This window comes from Clostridium neonatale (assembly GCF_900465025.1).
GTDB classification, from domain to species: Bacteria; Bacillota; Clostridia; order Clostridiales; family Clostridiaceae; genus Clostridium; species Clostridium neonatale.
In genome coordinates this window covers 196657-214697 of the sequence record NZ_UICR01000001.1, presented here as the reverse complement: position 1 = coordinate 214697, position 18041 = coordinate 196657, and the positions used below count along the sequence as shown (strand labels likewise).

General features: G+C 32.9%; 16 protein-coding genes, 1 tRNA gene and 1 other annotated feature. All 17 genes read right to left on the bottom strand.

Annotated elements, in window-relative coordinates; translation table 11 throughout:
* Positions 1-38: 38 nt before the first annotated feature.
* The 17 genes from fusA to rlmB all read right to left on the bottom strand — a co-directional run bounded on the left by fusA (position 39) and on the right by rlmB (position 18023).
* Entirely contained in the window at positions 39-2105 is a 2067-nt protein-coding gene (fusA, locus tag CNEONATNEC86_RS01035) for an elongation factor G (RefSeq protein WP_058293599.1), read from the bottom strand.
* A gap of 90 nt (positions 2106-2195) precedes the next feature.
* Positions 2196-2666 carry a 30S ribosomal protein S7 gene (rpsG, locus tag CNEONATNEC86_RS01030; RefSeq protein WP_058293600.1) on the bottom strand — a complete coding sequence of 157 codons (471 nt, stop codon included), beginning with the start codon at positions 2664-2666 and terminating at the stop codon, positions 2196-2198.
* Positions 2667-2817: 151 nt separating this feature from the next.
* Positions 2818-3192: a 30S ribosomal protein S12 gene (rpsL, locus tag CNEONATNEC86_RS01025; RefSeq protein WP_058293601.1), complete on the bottom strand. Its 375-nt coding sequence runs from the start codon at positions 3190-3192 to the stop codon at positions 2818-2820.
* Positions 3193-3432: 240 nt separating this feature from the next.
* Positions 3433-6963, bottom strand: coding sequence for a DNA-directed RNA polymerase subunit beta' (rpoC, locus tag CNEONATNEC86_RS01020; protein ID WP_159135410.1), 3531 nt, complete (start codon positions 6961-6963; stop codon positions 3433-3435).
* Between the two features lie 21 nt (positions 6964-6984).
* Positions 6985-10689: a DNA-directed RNA polymerase subunit beta gene (gene rpoB, locus CNEONATNEC86_RS01015; RefSeq protein ID WP_125149599.1), complete on the bottom strand. Its 3705-nt coding sequence runs from the start codon at positions 10687-10689 to the stop codon at positions 6985-6987.
* 315 nt (positions 10690-11004) lie between these two features.
* Positions 11005-11370, bottom strand: a complete 366-nt coding sequence (gene rplL / locus CNEONATNEC86_RS01010; protein WP_058293604.1) for a 50S ribosomal protein L7/L12 — start codon at positions 11368-11370, stop codon at positions 11005-11007.
* Between the two features lie 55 nt (positions 11371-11425).
* The gene (gene rplJ / locus CNEONATNEC86_RS01005) at positions 11426-11929 is read right to left on the bottom strand and encodes a 50S ribosomal protein L10 (RefSeq protein WP_058293643.1); all 504 of its coding nucleotides are present in this window, start codon (positions 11927-11929) and stop codon (positions 11426-11428) included.
* Between the two features lie 34 nt (positions 11930-11963).
* Positions 11964-12090: a sequence feature (ribosomal protein L10 leader region), on the bottom strand.
* Between the two features lie 45 nt (positions 12091-12135).
* The gene (gene rplA / locus CNEONATNEC86_RS01000) at positions 12136-12825 is read right to left on the bottom strand and encodes a 50S ribosomal protein L1 (protein WP_058293605.1); all 690 of its coding nucleotides are present in this window, start codon (positions 12823-12825) and stop codon (positions 12136-12138) included.
* A gap of 55 nt (positions 12826-12880) precedes the next feature.
* Positions 12881-13306 carry a 50S ribosomal protein L11 gene (gene rplK / locus CNEONATNEC86_RS00995; protein ID WP_022743540.1) on the bottom strand — a complete coding sequence of 142 codons (426 nt, stop codon included), beginning with the start codon at positions 13304-13306 and terminating at the stop codon, positions 12881-12883.
* 71 nt (positions 13307-13377) lie between these two features.
* Positions 13378-13899: a transcription termination/antitermination protein NusG gene (gene nusG, locus CNEONATNEC86_RS00990; RefSeq protein WP_058293644.1), complete on the bottom strand. Its 522-nt coding sequence runs from the start codon at positions 13897-13899 to the stop codon at positions 13378-13380.
* 39 nt (positions 13900-13938) lie between these two features.
* Entirely contained in the window at positions 13939-14169 is a 231-nt protein-coding gene (gene secE / locus CNEONATNEC86_RS00985; protein ID WP_058293606.1) for a preprotein translocase subunit SecE, read from the bottom strand.
* Between the two features lie 46 nt (positions 14170-14215).
* A complete protein-coding gene (rpmG, locus tag CNEONATNEC86_RS00980; protein WP_058293607.1) occupies positions 14216-14365 on the bottom strand; it encodes a 50S ribosomal protein L33 in 150 nt (49 codons plus the stop codon).
* 186 nt (positions 14366-14551) lie between these two features.
* Positions 14552-15745, bottom strand: coding sequence for an elongation factor Tu (gene tuf / locus CNEONATNEC86_RS00975; RefSeq protein ID WP_058293046.1), 1194 nt, complete (start codon positions 15743-15745; stop codon positions 14552-14554).
* A gap of 59 nt (positions 15746-15804) precedes the next feature.
* A tRNA-Thr gene (locus CNEONATNEC86_RS00970) sits at positions 15805-15880 on the bottom strand.
* Between the two features lie 74 nt (positions 15881-15954).
* Complete coding sequence (gene sigH / locus CNEONATNEC86_RS00965; RefSeq protein ID WP_058293608.1) at positions 15955-16575, bottom strand: RNA polymerase sporulation sigma factor SigH; 621 nt, start codon at positions 16573-16575, stop codon at positions 15955-15957.
* Positions 16576-16657: 82 nt separating this feature from the next.
* Positions 16658-17170 (bottom strand): NYN domain-containing protein, encoded by a 513-nt coding sequence (locus CNEONATNEC86_RS00960; protein WP_058293609.1) that lies wholly within the window; start codon positions 17168-17170, stop codon positions 16658-16660.
* A 13-nt stretch (positions 17171-17183) separates the two neighbouring features.
* Positions 17184-18023, bottom strand: coding sequence for a 23S rRNA (guanosine(2251)-2'-O)-methyltransferase RlmB (gene rlmB, locus CNEONATNEC86_RS00955; RefSeq protein ID WP_159135409.1), 840 nt, complete (start codon positions 18021-18023; stop codon positions 17184-17186).
* Positions 18024-18041: the final 18 nt, after the last annotated feature.

Genomic DNA, 18041 nt, shown 5'->3' with positions numbered 1-18041 from the left:
ATCTATTTTATTATTAATTATTATACTATAATTTAAAATTATTTTGCTCTCTTGCCAGCTATTTCTTCTTGTATGTTCTTTGGAACTTCTTCATAGTGGTCGAATACCATAGCGTAAACACCTCTACCTTGAGTTCTTGATCTTAAAGCTGTAGCATATCCAAACATTTCAGATAATGGTATATATGCTCTAATAACTTGAGCTCCATTAACAGCCTCCATGCCTTCCATTCTACCTCTTCTTGAGTTAACGTCTCCAATAACATCTCCCATGTATTCTTCTGGAACTGTTATTTCAACTTTCATCATAGGTTCAAGAAGTACTGGATCTGCTTTAGCCATAGCATTTTTGAATGCCATAGAACCAGCAATTTTAAATGCCATTTCAGATGAGTCAACCTCATGATATGAACCATGTACTAACTTAACTTTGAAGTTAATAACGTTGTATCCAGCAACAATACCATTTAAAGCTGCTTCTTGAATACCTGCATCGATAGCTGGTATATATTCCTTAGGAATAGCTCCACCAACAATAGCATTTTCAAATACATATTCTCCATCAGTTGGTTCCATTTCAATTACAGCATGACCGTATTGACCTTTACCACCTGATTGTTTAGCATATTTAGCTTCAGCTTTAACTGCTGATCTAATTGTTTCTTTGTAAGCAACTTGAGGAGCACCTACATTACATTCAACCTTAAACTCTCTTTGAAGTCTATCAACGATAATATCTAAGTGAAGCTCTCCCATACCTGCAATTATTGTTTGACCTGTTTCTTCATCAGTCCAAGTTTTGAAAGTTGGATCTTCTTCAGCTAACTTAGCTAAAGCTATACCCATCTTTTCTTGACCGGCCTTTGTTTTAGGCTCAATTGCAATATTTATAACTGGTTCTGGGAATTCCATAGACTCAAGAACTACTGGAGATTTTTCATCACATAAAGTATCTCCTGTAGTAGTATTCTTTAATCCAATAACTGCTCCTAATTCACCTGCTTCCAAAGCTTCAACTTCTTGTCTTGAATTAGAGTGCATCTTTACAAGTCTTCCGATTCTTTCTTTCTTACCCTTAGTTGAGTTAAGAACATATGAACCACTTTGCATTACACCTGAATAAATTCTTGTGAACGCCAACTTACCAACAAATGGATCTGTAGCAATTTTAAATGCTAAAGCAGATAATGGTTCGCTATCATCAGCTTTTCTTTCAACTTCTTCACCTTCTAAAGTTGTTCCTTTTACAGCTGGAATATCTAATGGTGATGGTAAGAAGTCCACAACACCATCAATCATTTCTTGAACGCCTTTATTTTTGTATGAAGAACCACAAATACATGGATAAATTTCATTAGCGATTGTTGCTTTTCTTAAAGCAGATTTTAATTCTTCTACAGTAAGTTCTTCACCTTCTAAATACTTTTCCATTAATTCTTCATCTGTTTCAGCTATAGCTTCAATCATGGCAGCTCTATATTCTTCAGCTTGATCTACTAAATCAGCTGGAATTTCTTCTTCTCTCATATCTTTTCCAAGATCATCATAGAATACGATAGCTATATTTCTTATAAGGTCAACCATACCTTTAAAGTTTTCTTCGCTACCTATTGGAATTTGTATTGGAACAGCATTTCCTTTTAATCTATCCTTAACAGTTTCTACACATCTAAAGAAATCTGCACCTGTAGCATCCATCTTATTTACATAAATCATTCTTGGAACACCATATTTATCCGCCTGTCTCCAAACTGTTTCAGTTTGAGGTTCAACCCCACTTTTAGCATCTAAAACAGTAACGGCTCCATCTAGAACTCTTAAAGATCTTTCAACTTCCACTGTGAAGTCTACGTGTCCTGGAGTATCAATGATGTTTAATTCATGACCTTTCCATTCACATGATGTCGCAGCAGAAGTAATTGTTATACCTCTTTCTTGTTCTTGAACCATCCAGTCCATTGTAGCTTCACCATCATGAACTTCTCCTATTTTATGGCTTACACCTGTATAAAATAATATACGCTCAGTAGTTGTTGTTTTACCTGCATCTATATGAGCCATTATTCCGAAATTTCTAAATTTCTCTAAAGGATATTTTCTTGCCATTTATTTGTCCTCCTCTCAAATAGTAAATATAGTAAAATAATTTGACAAAACTGCCTTAGCATTAGCCAAAACAGTTTTGATATATATATATTAGTATCTGTAATGAGCGAATGCTTTATTAGCTTCAGCCATTTTATGAGTATCTTCTCTCTTTTTAACAGCTGCTCCTGTGTTATTAGATGCGTCCATTAATTCTCCTGCAACTCTTTCAGCCATAAGCTTTTCGCCTCTTTTTCTTGCCGCTATTAACATCCATCTTATTCCTAACGTCTGTCTTCTTTCTGGTCTAACTTCTATTGGAACTTGATATGTAGCACCACCTATTCTTCTAGCTTTTACTTCTAATAATGGCATTACATTGTTCATAGCTTCTTCAAATACTTCTAAAGCATCTTTTCCAGTTCTTTGAGCTATTAATTCAAAAGCGTCGTAGCATATTTTTTGCGCTACACCTTTCTTACCATCTAGCATTATGCTGTTGATAAATTTAGTAACAACCTTTGAGTTATAAACTGGATCTGGTAATACGTCTCTTTTTGCAATATGTCCTTTTCTTGGCACTTTTCTTCCCTCCTTAACATTTTGAATTTAAGTTCATCGGTACTCGGCATTATTTTCTAATACCGCAAAGTGCTAATCTTTACATCTATATATAAACTTAACTAAATTCAATATTTATGTTGAAGATAAGCACTATCATAAGTTAAGATTCCTATTTCTTAGGTTTCTTAGCACCGTACTTAGATCTTCCTTGCATTCTGTTAGCTACTCCGGCACAGTCTAATGCACCTCTTACAATATGGTATCTAACACCAGGAAGGTCCTTAACTCTTCCACCTCTTATAAGAACAACACTATGTTCTTGTAAGTTGTGACCAACTCCACCTATATATGCAGTTACTTCATATCCATTTGTTAATCTAACTCTGGCAATTTTTCTTAAAGCTGAGTTAGGCTTCTTAGGAGTTGTTGTTTTAACTACTGTACATACCCCTCTTTTTTGTGGACACTCTTTAAGTGCTGGTGCAGTTGATTTAGCTATAGTTGTCTTTCTGCCTTTTCTTACTAATTGGCTAATAGTTGGCATTGTTTCACCTCCTGAAATTTATTTTATCTATATAAATAAAGATAAAAACTAATTTATTTTTAAATATTGGGTAATCTACTATTATTTTAAATTTTCAATATTAAATTATGTAAATAATTTATAAAATATACGAAACTTATTTATTGTGTTGACACATATCTGTATATTTTATAGAGTAAATCACACAAATTGTATTTTATCATTTTAATATACACATGTCAACACAATAAGTTTCTAATATTAAACTGTTTCTATTTCTTCTACAGATTCTTCCTCTGCTGCTTCTATGTTAAGATTTCTATATCTCATCATTCCTGTACCAGCTGGAATAAGTTTACCAATTATAACATTTTCTTTTAAGCCTACTAATGGATCTACTTTTCCTTTTATTGCTGCTTCTGTTAATACTCTTGTTGTTTCTTGGAATGACGCTGCTGATAAGAAGCTATCTGTTGCTAATGCTGCTTTAGTAATTCCCAAAAGAGTTTCTTCTCCTTTGGCTTCTTCTCCACCAAATTCTCTAACTCTAGCATTTTCTTCTTTGAAATCAAACATATCTATCATTGTTCCTGGTAAAAGATCTGTATCTCCAGATTCACTAACTTTTATTTTTCTTGTCATTTGTCTTACAACTACTTCTAGATGTTTATCGTTAATATCAACACCTTGTAATCTATAAACTTTTTGAACTTCTGAGAGTAAATATCTTCTTGCACCATCAATTCCTTTGATATTCATTATATCATGCGGATTAACAGAGCCTTCTGTTATTTCATCTCCTGCTTCTATATAGTCACCTTCAGTTACTCTTAATCTAGATCCAAATGGAATATCATAGCTACGTTCTTCTCCATCAGAACTCATAACTATAACCATTCTCTTTTTCTTTGTTTCTTCTATTTTAATACTTCCTGCTATTTCTGATACAATTGCAAGCCCTTTTGGTTTTCTAGCCTCAAATAACTCCTCAACTCTAGGTAAACCTTGAGTGATATCTGCACCTGAAGCAACTCCACCTGTATGGAATGTTCTCATTGTAAGTTGTGTTCCTGGCTCTCCGATTGATTGTGCTGCTATAATACCAACTGCTTCACCTATATCAATCTTTTTAGCAGTAGCCATGTTCATACCATAACATCTTGAACATACACCCACTTTACAATCACATGTAAATACTGATCTTATTTTTACTTTTTTAATTCCTAACGAAGTAATTTTTTCAGCTGCATCTATATCCATATATTCATTTCTAGGAACTACAACTTCTCCATTTTCTGGGTTTATAACATCTTCAGCAGTATATCTACCAATTAGTCTTTCTTTTAATTCCTCAATAACTTCATTTCCTTCTTTGATTTCTGTAACATAAAGACCTTCAGAAGTTCCACAGTCTTCTTCTCTAACAATTACATCTTGAGAAACATCAACAAGCCTTCTTGTTAAATACCCTGAATCCGCTGTTTTTAATGCAGTATCAGCATTACCTTTTCTAGCACCATGTGTAGATAAGAAATATTCTAATACATCCAAACCTTCTTTGAATGATGCTTTGATTGGCAATTCTATGATTTTACCAGATGGACTCGCCATAAGTCCTCTCATACCAGCTAATTGCTTAATTTGTGACTTAGAACCTCTGGCTCCTGAGTCTGCCATCATATATATTGGATTAAACTTATCAAGACTGTCCATTAAAGCATTCGCAATGTCCTCAGTTGTTTGAGTCCACTTTTCAATAACTCTTTCATATCTTTCGTCATCAGATATGAATCCTCTCTTATACATTTTTTCAATTTTTTCAACTGTTTCATCAGCTTCTTTAAGTAATTCATATTTAGCATCTGGAACTATAATATCCGATGTCGCAACTGTTACCGCTCCAATTGATGAATAATGATATCCTAGCGCTTTTATATTATCAAGCATCACTGATGTCTTTATTGGGCCATGCTTCATATAGCAATTATCTATAATTCTACCTAATGATTTTTTAGTTACTAAGAAATCAACTTCCAAATCAAATTTTGTTTCTTCATTGCTTCTATCGACTAATCCTAGATTTTGAGGTATTGATTCATTGAAAATTATTTTACCAACTGTAGTTTTAATTATTCTTGATTGTTTTACTCCATCAAATTCTCTAGTTACTTTTACATTAATCTTTGCATGGATATTAATAGCCTTTGTCTCATATGCCATTATAGCTTCATCTACACTAGAGAAAGTCATTCCTTCTCCTTTAGCACCATCTCTATCCATTGTTAAGTAATATGATCCAAGAACCATATCTTGTGTAGGAACACAAACCGGTTTACCATCTGATGGCTTTAATATATTGCTTGCACCTAGCATTAAAAACCTTGCTTCCGCTTGTGCTTCAACAGATAATGGAAGATGGACAGCCATTTGGTCACCATCAAAGTCAGCATTGTATGCTGTACAAGATAATGGATGAAGTTTTATTGCCTTACCTTCTACTAAGACTGGTTGAAATGCTTGAATTCCAAGTCTATGCAGTGTAGGAGCACGATTAAGTAATACTGGATGATCAGCAATAACCTCTTCTAGTACATCCCAGACTTGTGGTTGAACTCTTTCAACCATTCTCTTAGCACTTTTAATATTATGAGCAATTCCATCTTGAACTAGTTTCTTCATAACAAATGGTTTAAATAACTCTATAGCCATTTCTTTTGGAAGACCGCATTGATACATTTTTAATTCTGGACCAACAACAATAACTGATCTTCCCGAATAGTCAACTCTCTTACCAAGTAAGTTTTGTCTAAATCTTCCTTGCTTACCTTTTAACATATCAGAAAGAGATTTTAAAGGTCTATTTCCCGGACCTGTTACAGGCCTACCTCTTCTACCATTATCAATAAGTGCATCTACAGCCTCTTGAAGCATTCTTTTTTCATTTCTAACAATTATATCAGGAGCTCCTAAATCTAATAACTTCTTTAATCTGTTATTTCTATTTATAACTCTTCTATATAAATCATTTAAATCAGAAGTAGCAAATCTTCCACCATCTAGTTGAACCATTGGTCTTAAATCTGGCGGTATTACTGGTATAACACTTATAACCATCCACCCTGGTTTATTCCCAGATTTTCTAAATGATTCTACCACTTCTAATCTTCTAATTATTCTTACTTTTTTTTGACCAGTACTCTGTTTTAATTCTTCTTTTAGTTCCTTTGACGCTGATTCTAAGTCAATCTCATTTAATAATTCTTGGATTGCTTCTGCACCCATACTAGCTTCAAAGCTTTCATCACCATATTTTTCAACAGCTTCTCTATACTCTTTTTCATTAAGAAGTTGTTTCTTTAATAGTGGTGTTTCTTTTGGATCTGTAACTATATAAGAAGCAAAATATAATACTTTTTCTAAAGATCTTGGTGACATATCTAGTAACAATCCCATTCTTGATGGGATTCCTTTAAAGTACCAAATGTGAGATACAGGGGCAGCCAATTCAATGTGACCCATTCTTTCTCTTCTTACCTTAGCCTTAGTAACTTCTACTCCACATCTATCACAAACTATTCCCTTATATCTAACTCTCTTATATTTTCCACAATGACATTCCCAATCTTTCATTGGTCCAAATATTCTTTCACAGAATAAACCATCTCTTTCTGGCTTTAAAGTTCTGTAATTAATTGTTTCTGGTTTTTTAACTTCTCCTCTTGACCACTCTCTTATTTGTTCTGGAGATGCTAAACCAATTTGTATTGCATCAAAATTATTTAATTCAAACAAGGGTAAATCCTCCCTTCAAAATTAGTGTTCATCATTAAATCCATCTAAATCTAACTGATCTAGTTCTTCGATATCTGCATTTTCGTCATAATCAATATCATCAAGGTCATCTTCCCTAGTCTCATCATAGCCATCATTTATAATTTCCGGTTCTGGAGTAATACTTTCTTCAGTTCCCTCTATATTAACTTCCAAATCTGCCATGTCATCATCAGCAAACTCTTTTAATTTAACTTCTTCATGCGAGTCATTTAGAACCTTTATATCAAGACATAAAGCTTGAAGTTCCTTTATAAGAACTTTAAATGATTCCGGAACACCTGGTTCTGGTATATTTTCACCTTTAACTATAGCCTCATATGTTTTAACTCTACCTACAACATCATCTGATTTAACTGTTAAAATTTCTTGTAATGTATGTGCTGCGCCGTATGCTTCAAGTGCCCAAACTTCCATTTCTCCAAATCTTTGCCCACCAAATTGAGCTTTACCTCCAAGTGGTTGTTGCGTAACTAAAGAGTATGGTCCAGTTGATCTAGCATGTATCTTATCATCAACTAAGTGATGAAGCTTTAAGATATACATTATTCCAACAGTTACTTCATTATCAAACGGCTCTCCTGTTCTTCCGTCATATAATATAGTCTTAGCATTAGCATTAAATCCAGCCTTTTCTAAGCATTCTGTAATTTCACTTTCTGTTGCTCCATCAAATACTGGTGTTGCTATGTGCCAACCTAAATGGCTTGCTGCCCATCCTAAATGAACTTCAAGCACCTGCCCTATATTCATACGTGAAGGAACTCCTAGCGGATTTAAGCAAATTTGAAGTGGTCTTCCATCTGGTAAAAACGGCATATCTTCTTCCGGTAAAACTCTTGATATAACCCCTTTATTACCATGACGTCCTGCCATCTTATCACCAACTGATATTTTTCTTTTTTGTGCGATATAGCATCTTACAAGTTCATTAACTCCTGGATTTAATTCATCTCCATTTTCTCTTGTAAATACTTTAATATCAACAATTATACCAGCTTCTCCATGTGGCACTCTTAATGAAGTATCTCTTACTTCTCTAGCTTTTTCTCCAAATATTGCTCTCAGCAATCTTTCTTCTGCTGTTAATTCTGTTTCGCCCTTTGGTGTAACCTTACCTACTAATATATCTCCGGATCTTACTTCAGCACCTATTCTGATTATTCCTCTTTCATCCACATCTTTAAGCGCATCATCGCTTACATTTGGAATATCTCTTGTTATTTCTTCTGGGCCTAGCTTCGTATCTCTCGCTTCGCATTCATATTCTTCAATATGCATAGAAGTAAAGATATCTTCTCTAACTAATTCTTCAGAAATCAGCATAGCATCTTCGTAGTTATATCCTTCCCATGTTATGAATCCCATTCTGATATTTCTACCTAATGCAATTTCACCTAAGTCTGTTGATGGACCGTCTGCAATAACCTGATTCTTATATACAACTTCTCCTGTATCTACTATTGGCCTTTGATTAATACAAGTACCTGAGTTACTTCTCTTAAACTTTAATAGTTTATATACATCTATACCACCATCTGAATCTCTTTTAATTTTTATTTCAGAACCAGATACATATGTAACAATCCCTGCATTTTTCGCTTTAGGAAGTACTCCTGAATCTACAGCTGCTTTATACTCAATACCAGTACCCACTATTGGTGCTTGTGGCTTTAATAATGGAACTGCTTGACGTTGCATGTTTGATCCCATAAGTGCTCTTGTAGCATCATCATTTTCAAGGAACGGAATCATAGCTGTTGCAACTGATACCATCTGTCTTGCAGATACATCAATCAAATCTACATCTGTAGCCGGAACTACGAACACGTCTTCTAAGTGTCTTACTGTAACCTTTTTATCGATAAAATGTCCTTCTTCATCTAGCGGTTCTTTTGCTTGAGCTATTAAAAACTGATCTTCTTCATCTGCAGTAAAGTATCTAATTTCATCTGTAGCTCTACCGTGTTCTTTATCAACTATTCTATATGGTGTTTCTATAAAACCATATTCATTGACTTTAGCAAAAGTAGCTAATGAATTAATAAGACCTATATTCGGACCTTCTGGTGTTTCTATAGGACACATTCTTCCATAATGTGAATGGTGAACGTCTCTAACTTCAAACCCTGCTCTTTCTCTTGAAAGTCCCCCTGGTCCTAATGCTGATAATCTTCTTTTATGAGTTAATTCCGATAATGGATTTGTTTGATCCATGAATTGTGATAATTGTGAGCTTCCAAAGAATTCTTTTATAGCTGCTGCCACCGGTCTTATATTTATTAACATCTGTGGAGTTATTGCTTCTTGATCTTGAATAGTCATTCTTTCTTTAACTACTCTTTCCATCCTTGATAAACCAATTCTAAATTGATTTTGTAATAATTCTCCAACTGATCTTAATCTTCTATTTCCTAAATGGTCTATATCATCAACATAGCCTATTCCATATGCTAATCCTAGTTCATAACTAATAGTTGCGAAAATATCGTCTCTTATAATATGTTTTGGAATAAGTCTTGAAATATTCTTCTTTATCTCTTCTTTAATAGTTGATTCATCAGAAAAGTTATCTAATATTTCTCTTAATGTTGGATAGTGTACTAATTCTTTAATTCCTAAATCTGAAATATCAAATGAAACTTGTTTATTTATATCAACAAAATGGTTACTTATTACCCTAACCACCTTATCTTCTATTAATAGATCAACAGATTTAACACCAGCATTTTGTATTTCTTCAGCCATCAACCTACTAATTTTTTGATTTTTCTCAACCATTATTTCTCCAGTTTGTGGATTAACAATATCCCCTGCAGATACTTGGTTTGCTATTCTTAAATTTAATGCTAGCTTTCTATTAAATTTATATCTACCTACTCTAGATAAATCATATCTTTTTGCATCAAAAAATAGAGTATCAATTAAAGATATAGCACTATCAACTGTTGGTGGCTCTCCTGGTCTTAATCTTTTATATATTTCAAGCAATGCCTCTTCTTTAGTCTTAGTATTATCTTTTTCTATTGAAGCTCTAAGTCTTTCTTCTTCTCCAAAAAAGTCTAATAATTCTTGATCACTGCCAAAACCCATAGCTCTCGCTAATATAGTGATTGGTAGCTTTCTTGTCTTATCTATTCTTACATAGATTATATCATTTGAATCTGTTTCATACTCTAACCATGCACCCCTATTAGGAATTACAGTGGCAGAATATAATTTTTTACCACTCTTGTCTATAGAGTAATTATAATATACGCCTGGTGATCTTACTAATTGACTTACTATAACTCTTTCTGCACCATTGATTACAAAAGTACCTTGTTCAGTCATTAAAGGAAAATCTCCCATGAACACTTCTTGTTCTTTTATTTCACCAGTTTCATTATTTTGAAGTCTTACTGAAACTTTCAGTGGAGCTGCATATGTTGCATCTCTTTCTTTACATTCTTCAACTGAGTATTTGATATTTTCCATATCAAGTTTATAATCAACAAATTCTAAAACTAAATTACCCGTAAAATTTGTTATCGGATTGATATCCTCAAAAACTTCGTGTAATCCTTCATCTAGAAACCATTGATATGAATCTAATTGAACCTCAATTAGATTTGGCATTTCAGTAACATCTTTAACCTTACCGAAACTCATTCTTGTTCTTTTCCCAACTTGGACAGGATGTACCATGAACTTTCACCCCTTGTATAAACTAAAATAACCAAAAGCATACTTTCCCTAAGGACTTTGCTTTCGGACAGCGTCTTTTTATAGTATAACCATTAATAACCAAATTATACTCTGTTTTTCCACTAAGAATATATATTATTCCATAGTGAATAATACATTATATTATAATATCATATGATTTTTTTATTGTCAACACAATTTAAAATGTAATATTTAGTCATAAAGCTATATATAATATTTACTATGAATTTGTATAATAAACATTATATATAGCTTTATACAACCAACAAAAAAGGTGCATCAAGCACCTTTTTATTATTTAAATTCTACAGTAGCTCCAACTTCAGCTAATTTAGCTTTCATTTCTTCTGCTTCTTCTTTAGCAACGCCTTCTTTTAATGTCTTAGGAGCTCCATCAACTATTTCTTTAGCTTCTTTTAATCCTAATCCAGTTATTTCTCTTACAACTTTGATAACCTTTATTTTGTTATCTCCAGCGCTAGCTAATACTACATCAAATTCTGATTTTTCTTCAGCAGCAGCTCCACCAGCTACAGCTCCACCAGCTACAACAGCAGCAGCAGCACTTACTCCAAATTCTTCTTCACAAGCCTTTACTAATTCGTTTAATTCTAAAACGCTCATTTCTTTAATTGCTTGAATTATATCTTCTCTTGTCATTTTAATAGCACCTCCGAAAATTTTTATAAAATTATTTTTTTGTTTTCCACAAATATTATTCTGCAGATTCTGTTCCCTTACTATCAGCAATAGCACTTATTACACGTGCAAAGCTTGATATTGGAGACTTGATACTTCCAAGAAGTTTTGCGATAAGAACTTCTTTTGATGGTATTGTTGCAAGTTGTTGAATCTTTGCTGCATCATATAATTCTCCATCTACGATACCAGCTTTAAGTTCTAAAGCTTTATGATCTTTTGCAAAATCATTTAATATTCTTGCAGGAGCTGTTACGTCATCATATCCAAACGCAATAGACACAGGTCCTTCTAAATATTCATCAAAACCTTCAATTCCTAATTCTTTAACAGCTAAAGTAACTAAAGTATTTTTATATACTTTATATTCAATTCCAGCTTCTCTTAGATTCTTTCTTAGTAAAGTATCTTCTTCAACAGTTAATCCTTGATATTTAGCAAGAACAACCGCTTGAGCTTTTTCTAACTTTTCTTTGATTTCTGCAACTTTTGCTTCTTTAAGTTGTCTGTTCTTATTTATCACTGCGGTCCACCTCCTCACAGTTTTAAACTGCTTATTTATTTAAAAAGATCTTCCCGCAGACAGGAAGATCTATAATAACTAATTATTATATACCTCGGTAGGTAGTTATCCTTTTATGCTTTCGCACCTACTGTCTACGGAAAAATTTATTCTTTTTTCAACAACATTTGATATTGTATCACTTAACTTATTTTAAGTCAATACTAATCTAAAACTTTTGTTGGATTTATTTTAGCTCCTGGTCCCATTGTACTTGAAACTGATACCGATTTTACATATTGTCCTTTAGCCGCTGCTGGTTTAGCCTTGATTAAAGCTTCCATTAAAGCATTAAAGTTTTCTTTTAACTTCTCTACTCCAAATGATTTCTTTCCAATAGGGCAGTGAACTATAGCAGTTTTATCTACTCTATATTCAACCTTACCAGCTTTTATATCTTCAATAGCTTTAGTAACATCAAATGTTACTGTTCCTGATTTAGGGTTTGGCATTAATCCTTTAGGTCCTAAAACCCTACCGATTCTACCAACAACCCCCATCATATCTGGAGTTGCTACAACTACATCATAGTCGAACCAATTTTCACTTTGAATTTTTTGAACTAATTCTTCTGCTCCAACAAAATCTGCTCCAGCTGCTTTAGCTTCATCAGCTTTAGCACCTTTTGCAAATACAAGCACTTTGACAGTTTTACCTGTTCCGTTAGGTAAAACAACAGCACCTCTTACTTGTTGGTCTGCATGCCTTGGATCTACTCCAAGTCTTACATGTAGTTCAATTGTTTCATCAAAATTAGCTTTTGCAGTCTTTAAAACAAGATCTAATGCCTCATTAGAACTATATAGTGTACTTTTATCTATAAGCTTTGCACTTTCAATGTATTTTTTTCCCATTTCTTTTCCTCCTCCGTGGTAATAACGGTTTTTACCTCCCACTTAATTTTACGAATTACTCTTCAATAGTTACGCCCATACTTCTAGCTGTTCCAGCAATCATTCTCATTGCTGATTCAACGTTAGCAGCATTTAAATCCGGCATCTTAGTTTCTGCTATTTTTTTAAGTTGATCTTGAGTTAACTTACCAACCTTAGTTTTATTAGGAACCCCTGATCCGCTTTCTAATCCTAATTCTTTCTTAATTAGAACTGCAGCTGGAGGTGTTTTTAATATAAAACTAAAAGATCTATCTTGGTAAACTGTTATAACTACTGGTATTATTAATCCTGCTTGGTTTGCTGTTTTAGCATTAAACTCCTTACAGAATCCCATTATATTTACACCATGTTGACCTAAAGCTGGACCAACTGGTGGAGCTGGTGTTGCCTTACCTGCTTGAAGTTGAAGTTTAATCATTCCAGTTACTTTCTTAGCCATTTTTGTTATTCCTCCTATTACTGTGGTATATGCGAACTTTTCGTTCTCCCACTTTATTAAATCAGTTTACATTAAACTAATTTTTCAACTTGATTAAAATCTAATTCGGCAAGAGTTTCTCTGCCAAACATTTCTACTAAAGCCTTAACTTTATGTTTCTCTAAAATTATCTCTTGTATTATAGCTATGGAATCTCTTAACGGTCCTGAGATAATTCTTATATTTTCCCCTATTTCTAAATCTATATCAATAGTAGTTTCTACCACTCCCATTGATTGAACTTCATCATCTGATAGAGGAACTGGTTTTGATCCTGGACCGACAAATCCTGTTACACCTCTTGTATTTCTTACAACGTACCAAGCTTCATCACCCATTATCATCTTAACTAGCACATATCCAGGAAATTTTTTCTTTAATGAGACTTTGCGCTTACCATCTTTTTCTTCAACCACTTCTTCCATTGGTACTTGTATATCATGGATAAGAGATTCAAGATTTCTGTTTTCAATTGCTTTTTCTAGATTTGCTTTAACCTTATTTTCATATCCAGAGTATGTATGTACTACATACCATCTTGCTCTTTCACTCATAGTCATTTCAGCAACAATGAATATTGCCAAACCTCCTTATTATTTTAATTTTAAAATCATTTCAAAGAGGCTCTTGAAAATAAAATCAAATCCACCAACTAATACTATGTATATTACAGTGAATATTAAAACTGCAATTAATGCTTTCTTTGTCTCATTCTTTGAAGGCCAAGTTATTTTTTTCACCTCAGCCTTAACCTCTCTAAAAAAACTAAACAAACTACTCTTTTGAACAGCCTTTCCAGTTTTCACATTATTTTTATCTGACATACTATCACATCCTTAATTTTAATAAGCATATGTCATTTTAGGCTAACTATTTTGTTTCTCTATGAAGAGTGTGTTTTTTGCAGAATTTACAATATTTTCTCATTTCTAATCTATCTGGATCATTTTTCTTGTTCTTCATTGAATCATAATTTCTTTGTTTACACTCTGTGCATGCTAAAGTTATCTTTGTTCTCATGACTGCACCTCCAGTTTCATATATTTCATATATATTAAACAAAAGATCTTATCTTTTGTTTTTGTTGAAAAGACTTACTTTTAATTTTACTTATATAAAATATCATACAAGATCTTTATTGTCAATCACCTTTAAATAGGACTAAGTTAAATAACTTAGTCCTATTTATTTAAAGAATAATTAATATTATTCAACTATACTAGTAACAACTCCAGAACCTACAGTTCTTCCACCTTCTCTGATAGCGAATCTTAATCCTTCATCCATTGCGATTGGAGTGATTAATTCAACATTCATGTCAATGTGGTCTCCTGGCATTACCATTTCCATTCCATCTGGTAATTTGATTGAACCAGTAACGTCAGTTGTTCTGAAATAGAATTGTGGTCTATATCCATCGAAGAATGGAGTATGTCTTCCACCTTCTTCTTTTTTAAGTACGTATACTTGACCTACGAACTTAGTATGTGGATGTACTGAGTTTGGTTTTGCTAAAACTTGACCTCTTTCGATTTCAGTTCTTTGAATACCTCTTAATAATGCTCCGATATTATCTCCTGCTTGCGCTTCGTCTAATAACTTTCTGAACATTTCGATTCCAGTTACTACTGTCTTCTTCTTTTCTTCTTGTAATCCAACGATATCTATTTCATCTCCAACATGAAGAACCCCAGCTTCAACTCTTCCTGTTGCAACTGTTCCTCTACCAGTGATTGTAAATACATCTTCAACTGGCATTAAGAATGGTTTATCTGTAGCTCTTTCTGGTGTTGGAATATAACTATCTACTGCATCCATTAAATCTAATATTGGTTTGATAGCTTCTTCATCTGTTGGATTTTCTAATGCTTTTAATGCTGATCCTGTTATTACTGGAATATCATCACCTGGGAAGTCATATTCACTTAATAATTCTCTTACTTCCATTTCAACTAATTCTAATAATTCTGGATCATCTACCATATCTGCTTTGTTTAAGAATACTACTATGTATTCTATACCAACTCTTGATCCTAATAAGATATGTTCTCTTGTTTGTGGCATTGGACCATCTGCTGCTGATACAACTAAGATAGCTCCATCCATTTGTGCAGCTCCTGTAATCATGTTCTTAACATAGTCAGCATGTCCTGGACAGTCTACGTGAGCATAGTGTCTGTTTTCTGTTTCATACTCAACGTGAGCTGTATTGATTGTAATTCCTCTTTCTTTTTCTTCTGGCGCTTTATCTATATCAGCATAGTTAAACGCTTCTGCATATCCTCTGTTTGCTAATACAGTTGTTATAGCTGCTGTTAATGTTGTCTTACCGTGGTCTACGTGACCGATTGTTCCAATGTTAACATGTGGCTTACTTCTCTCGAACTTTTCCTTTGCCATTGTTAAATTCCTCCCTTAAATCATGTAATAAACTTTGCCTAGTGTTTTTTTATTTTATTTGGAGCTCACAATCGGGATTGAACCGACGACCTCCGCCTTACCAAGGCGACGCTCTGCCTACTGAGCTATGTGAGCGTTCATTTTATGCTATTCCTTGATATACCAATTATAAATTTTACTATTCTTTTTTTTATTTGTCAATAAAAAAATTATTTTATATCTAAATACTTTTCCAGTTTTCTTTTTACTCTTTGTAAAGCATTATCGATAGATTTAGAATGCCTCTCTAAATCACATGCTATTTCTTGATAAGACTTCCCATCTAAGTATGATGTAAGAACTTCCAATTCTAAATCTGATAACACATTTTCTATTTTATCCTCAATATAATCCATTTGTTCTTTACTTATTATAAGTTCTTCTGGATCTGAAATCTTTATACCAGCTAAAACATCTAATAATGTTCGTTCAGATTCTTCTTCATAAATTGGTTTATTCAATGATACATAAGTATTTAATGGAATATGCTTTTGTCTAGTAGCAGTTTTAATTGCAGTAATGATCTGTCGCGTTACACATATTTCTGCAAAAGCCTTAAACGATGTTGACTTATCAGGTTTATAATCTCTAATAGCTTTGTAAAAACCAATCATTCCTTCTTGATAAATGTCTTCTTTATCTGCCCCAATTAAAAAATATGACTTAGCCTTTGACTTAACAAAATTTTCATATTTAGAAATCAAATAATCTTGCGCTCTATTATCTCCTGATTTTGCTTCTATAACAATTTCTTCATCTGATTTATCTTTAAATTCTAAAAACTTTTCCAACGATTCTCACTCAACTCTCTTCTGCATAAAACTACTTATGTAAACAATTATACCTTAGCAAAATTGCCTTAGTCAACTTAATTCATTTGCCCCTTCTAATTTTTTCCAACTTTTCAACAATACTATCAGGAATATTATCACTTAAGCTATTTTTATATCCAATCTTATTATTTTCAGAATTCTTTTTAATCACTTTTTCTACCTTTAAAATTTCATTATAAAATTCTAAAGAAGACATTCTAACTGCCCCTCTTTGAAATACTGTTTGTTGCTCTAAATTATCAGAAGTTACTACTACTATCTCATGTTTTCTTCCTAATTGATTAACTTTTTTCTCAATATAACTATCAGCCGTTTCTCCATCTTTAGTAAAAATAACCGATATATGATTGCTAACCTCTTCTTTTTTCTCAATACTTCCTGTAACCTTATGTGCATCAAAGACTATAGATATTCTGCAACTATTAAATACAGAATAATTATGAAGAATATCTATCAGAGACTGCCTTGCACCTTCAAAAGTAAAATCTTTTGTAGCTTTTAAATTAGGCCAGCTATTTATAACATTGTACCCATCTACAAAAATAGTTTTCACATATATACCTCTCTCACTTTAGTCTCCCTTTTAATATTTCATACATCATTATACCACCTGCTACTGATGCATTTAAAGAATTAATCTTTCCCACCATTGGTATTTTAATTAACTTATCACATTTTTGTATTGTTAATTTAGACATACCTTTACCTTCATTTCCTATTATAATTGCACAAGGTCCAGTAAAATCAGCTTCATAACTATATTCTTTTGCTCTTATATCAGTACCATAAACCCATATTCCGTTTTCTTTTAATTCGTCTATAGTATTATTTATATTAGTTACTTTAGCTATCTTCATATGCTCAATAGCTCCCACTGATGATTTATACACAGTACTATTTACCGACACACTTCTTCTTTTAGGTATAATAATTCCATGTGCTCCAAATAGCTCTGCAGTTCTAGCTATAGAACCTAAATTATGAGGGTCTTCAATTTCATCTAATATAATTATAAACGGATCTTCATTCTTATCTCTTGCTAAATCTAGGATATCTGATACATCAGAATATTTAAATGGTGTCACTTTAGCTATTACTCCTTGATGAACTTCCCCACCACACATTGAATCAAGTTTTCTCTTATCAACTTCTTTTATAAGAATTCCTTTTTCCTTTGCCATTCCTATAATAGCTTTTATCGATCCTTCAGATCTATTGTTAGATATGTATAATGCTTCTATTGTTCCTTTTCCCTTTAAAGTTTCTGAAACAGCATTCCTTCCTATTATTAAATCTTCTCTTCCTATATTCAAATTATCTTTTTTATTCAATTTATCTTTTTGTTCTGTATCTTTACTTTTCTTCATTTCACTATTTTTTCTTATAGCTCTATTTTTTTCTTGCATTCATTTCCCTCCTTGCAT

What these genes read in the sequence shown, in the direction of transcription:
- fusA (WP_058293599.1), bottom strand. Translation starts at nt 2,105, where the DNA reads ATGGCAAGAAAATATCCTTTAGAGAAATTTAGAAATTTCGGAATAATG.
- rpsL (WP_058293601.1), bottom strand. Translation starts at nt 3,192, where the DNA reads ATGCCAACTATTAGCCAATTAGTAAGAAAAGGCAGAAAGACAACTATA.
- rpoB (WP_125149599.1), bottom strand. Translation starts at nt 10,689, where the DNA reads ATGGTACATCCTGTCCAAGTTGGGAAAAGAACAAGAATGAGTTTCGGT.
- rplL (WP_058293604.1), bottom strand. Translation starts at nt 11,370, where the DNA reads ATGACAAGAGAAGATATAATTCAAGCAATTAAAGAAATGAGCGTTTTA.
- rplA (WP_058293605.1), bottom strand. Translation starts at nt 12,825, where the DNA reads ATGGGAAAAAAATACATTGAAAGTGCAAAGCTTATAGATAAAAGTACA.
- rplK (WP_022743540.1), bottom strand. Translation starts at nt 13,306, where the DNA reads ATGGCTAAGAAAGTAACTGGAATGATTAAACTTCAACTTCAAGCAGGT.
- nusG (WP_058293644.1), bottom strand. Translation starts at nt 13,899, where the DNA reads ATGAGTGAAAGAGCAAGATGGTATGTAGTACATACATACTCTGGATAT.
- secE (WP_058293606.1), bottom strand. Translation starts at nt 14,169, where the DNA reads ATGTCAGATAAAAATAATGTGAAAACTGGAAAGGCTGTTCAAAAGAGT.
- rpmG (WP_058293607.1), bottom strand. Translation starts at nt 14,365, where the DNA reads ATGAGAACAAAGATAACTTTAGCATGCACAGAGTGTAAACAAAGAAAT.
- tuf (WP_058293046.1), bottom strand. Translation starts at nt 15,745, where the DNA reads ATGGCAAAGGAAAAGTTCGAGAGAAGTAAGCCACATGTTAACATTGGA.
- rlmB (WP_159135409.1), bottom strand. Translation starts at nt 18,023, where the DNA reads ATGCAAGAAAAAAATAGAGCTATAAGAAAAAATAGTGAAATGAAGAAA.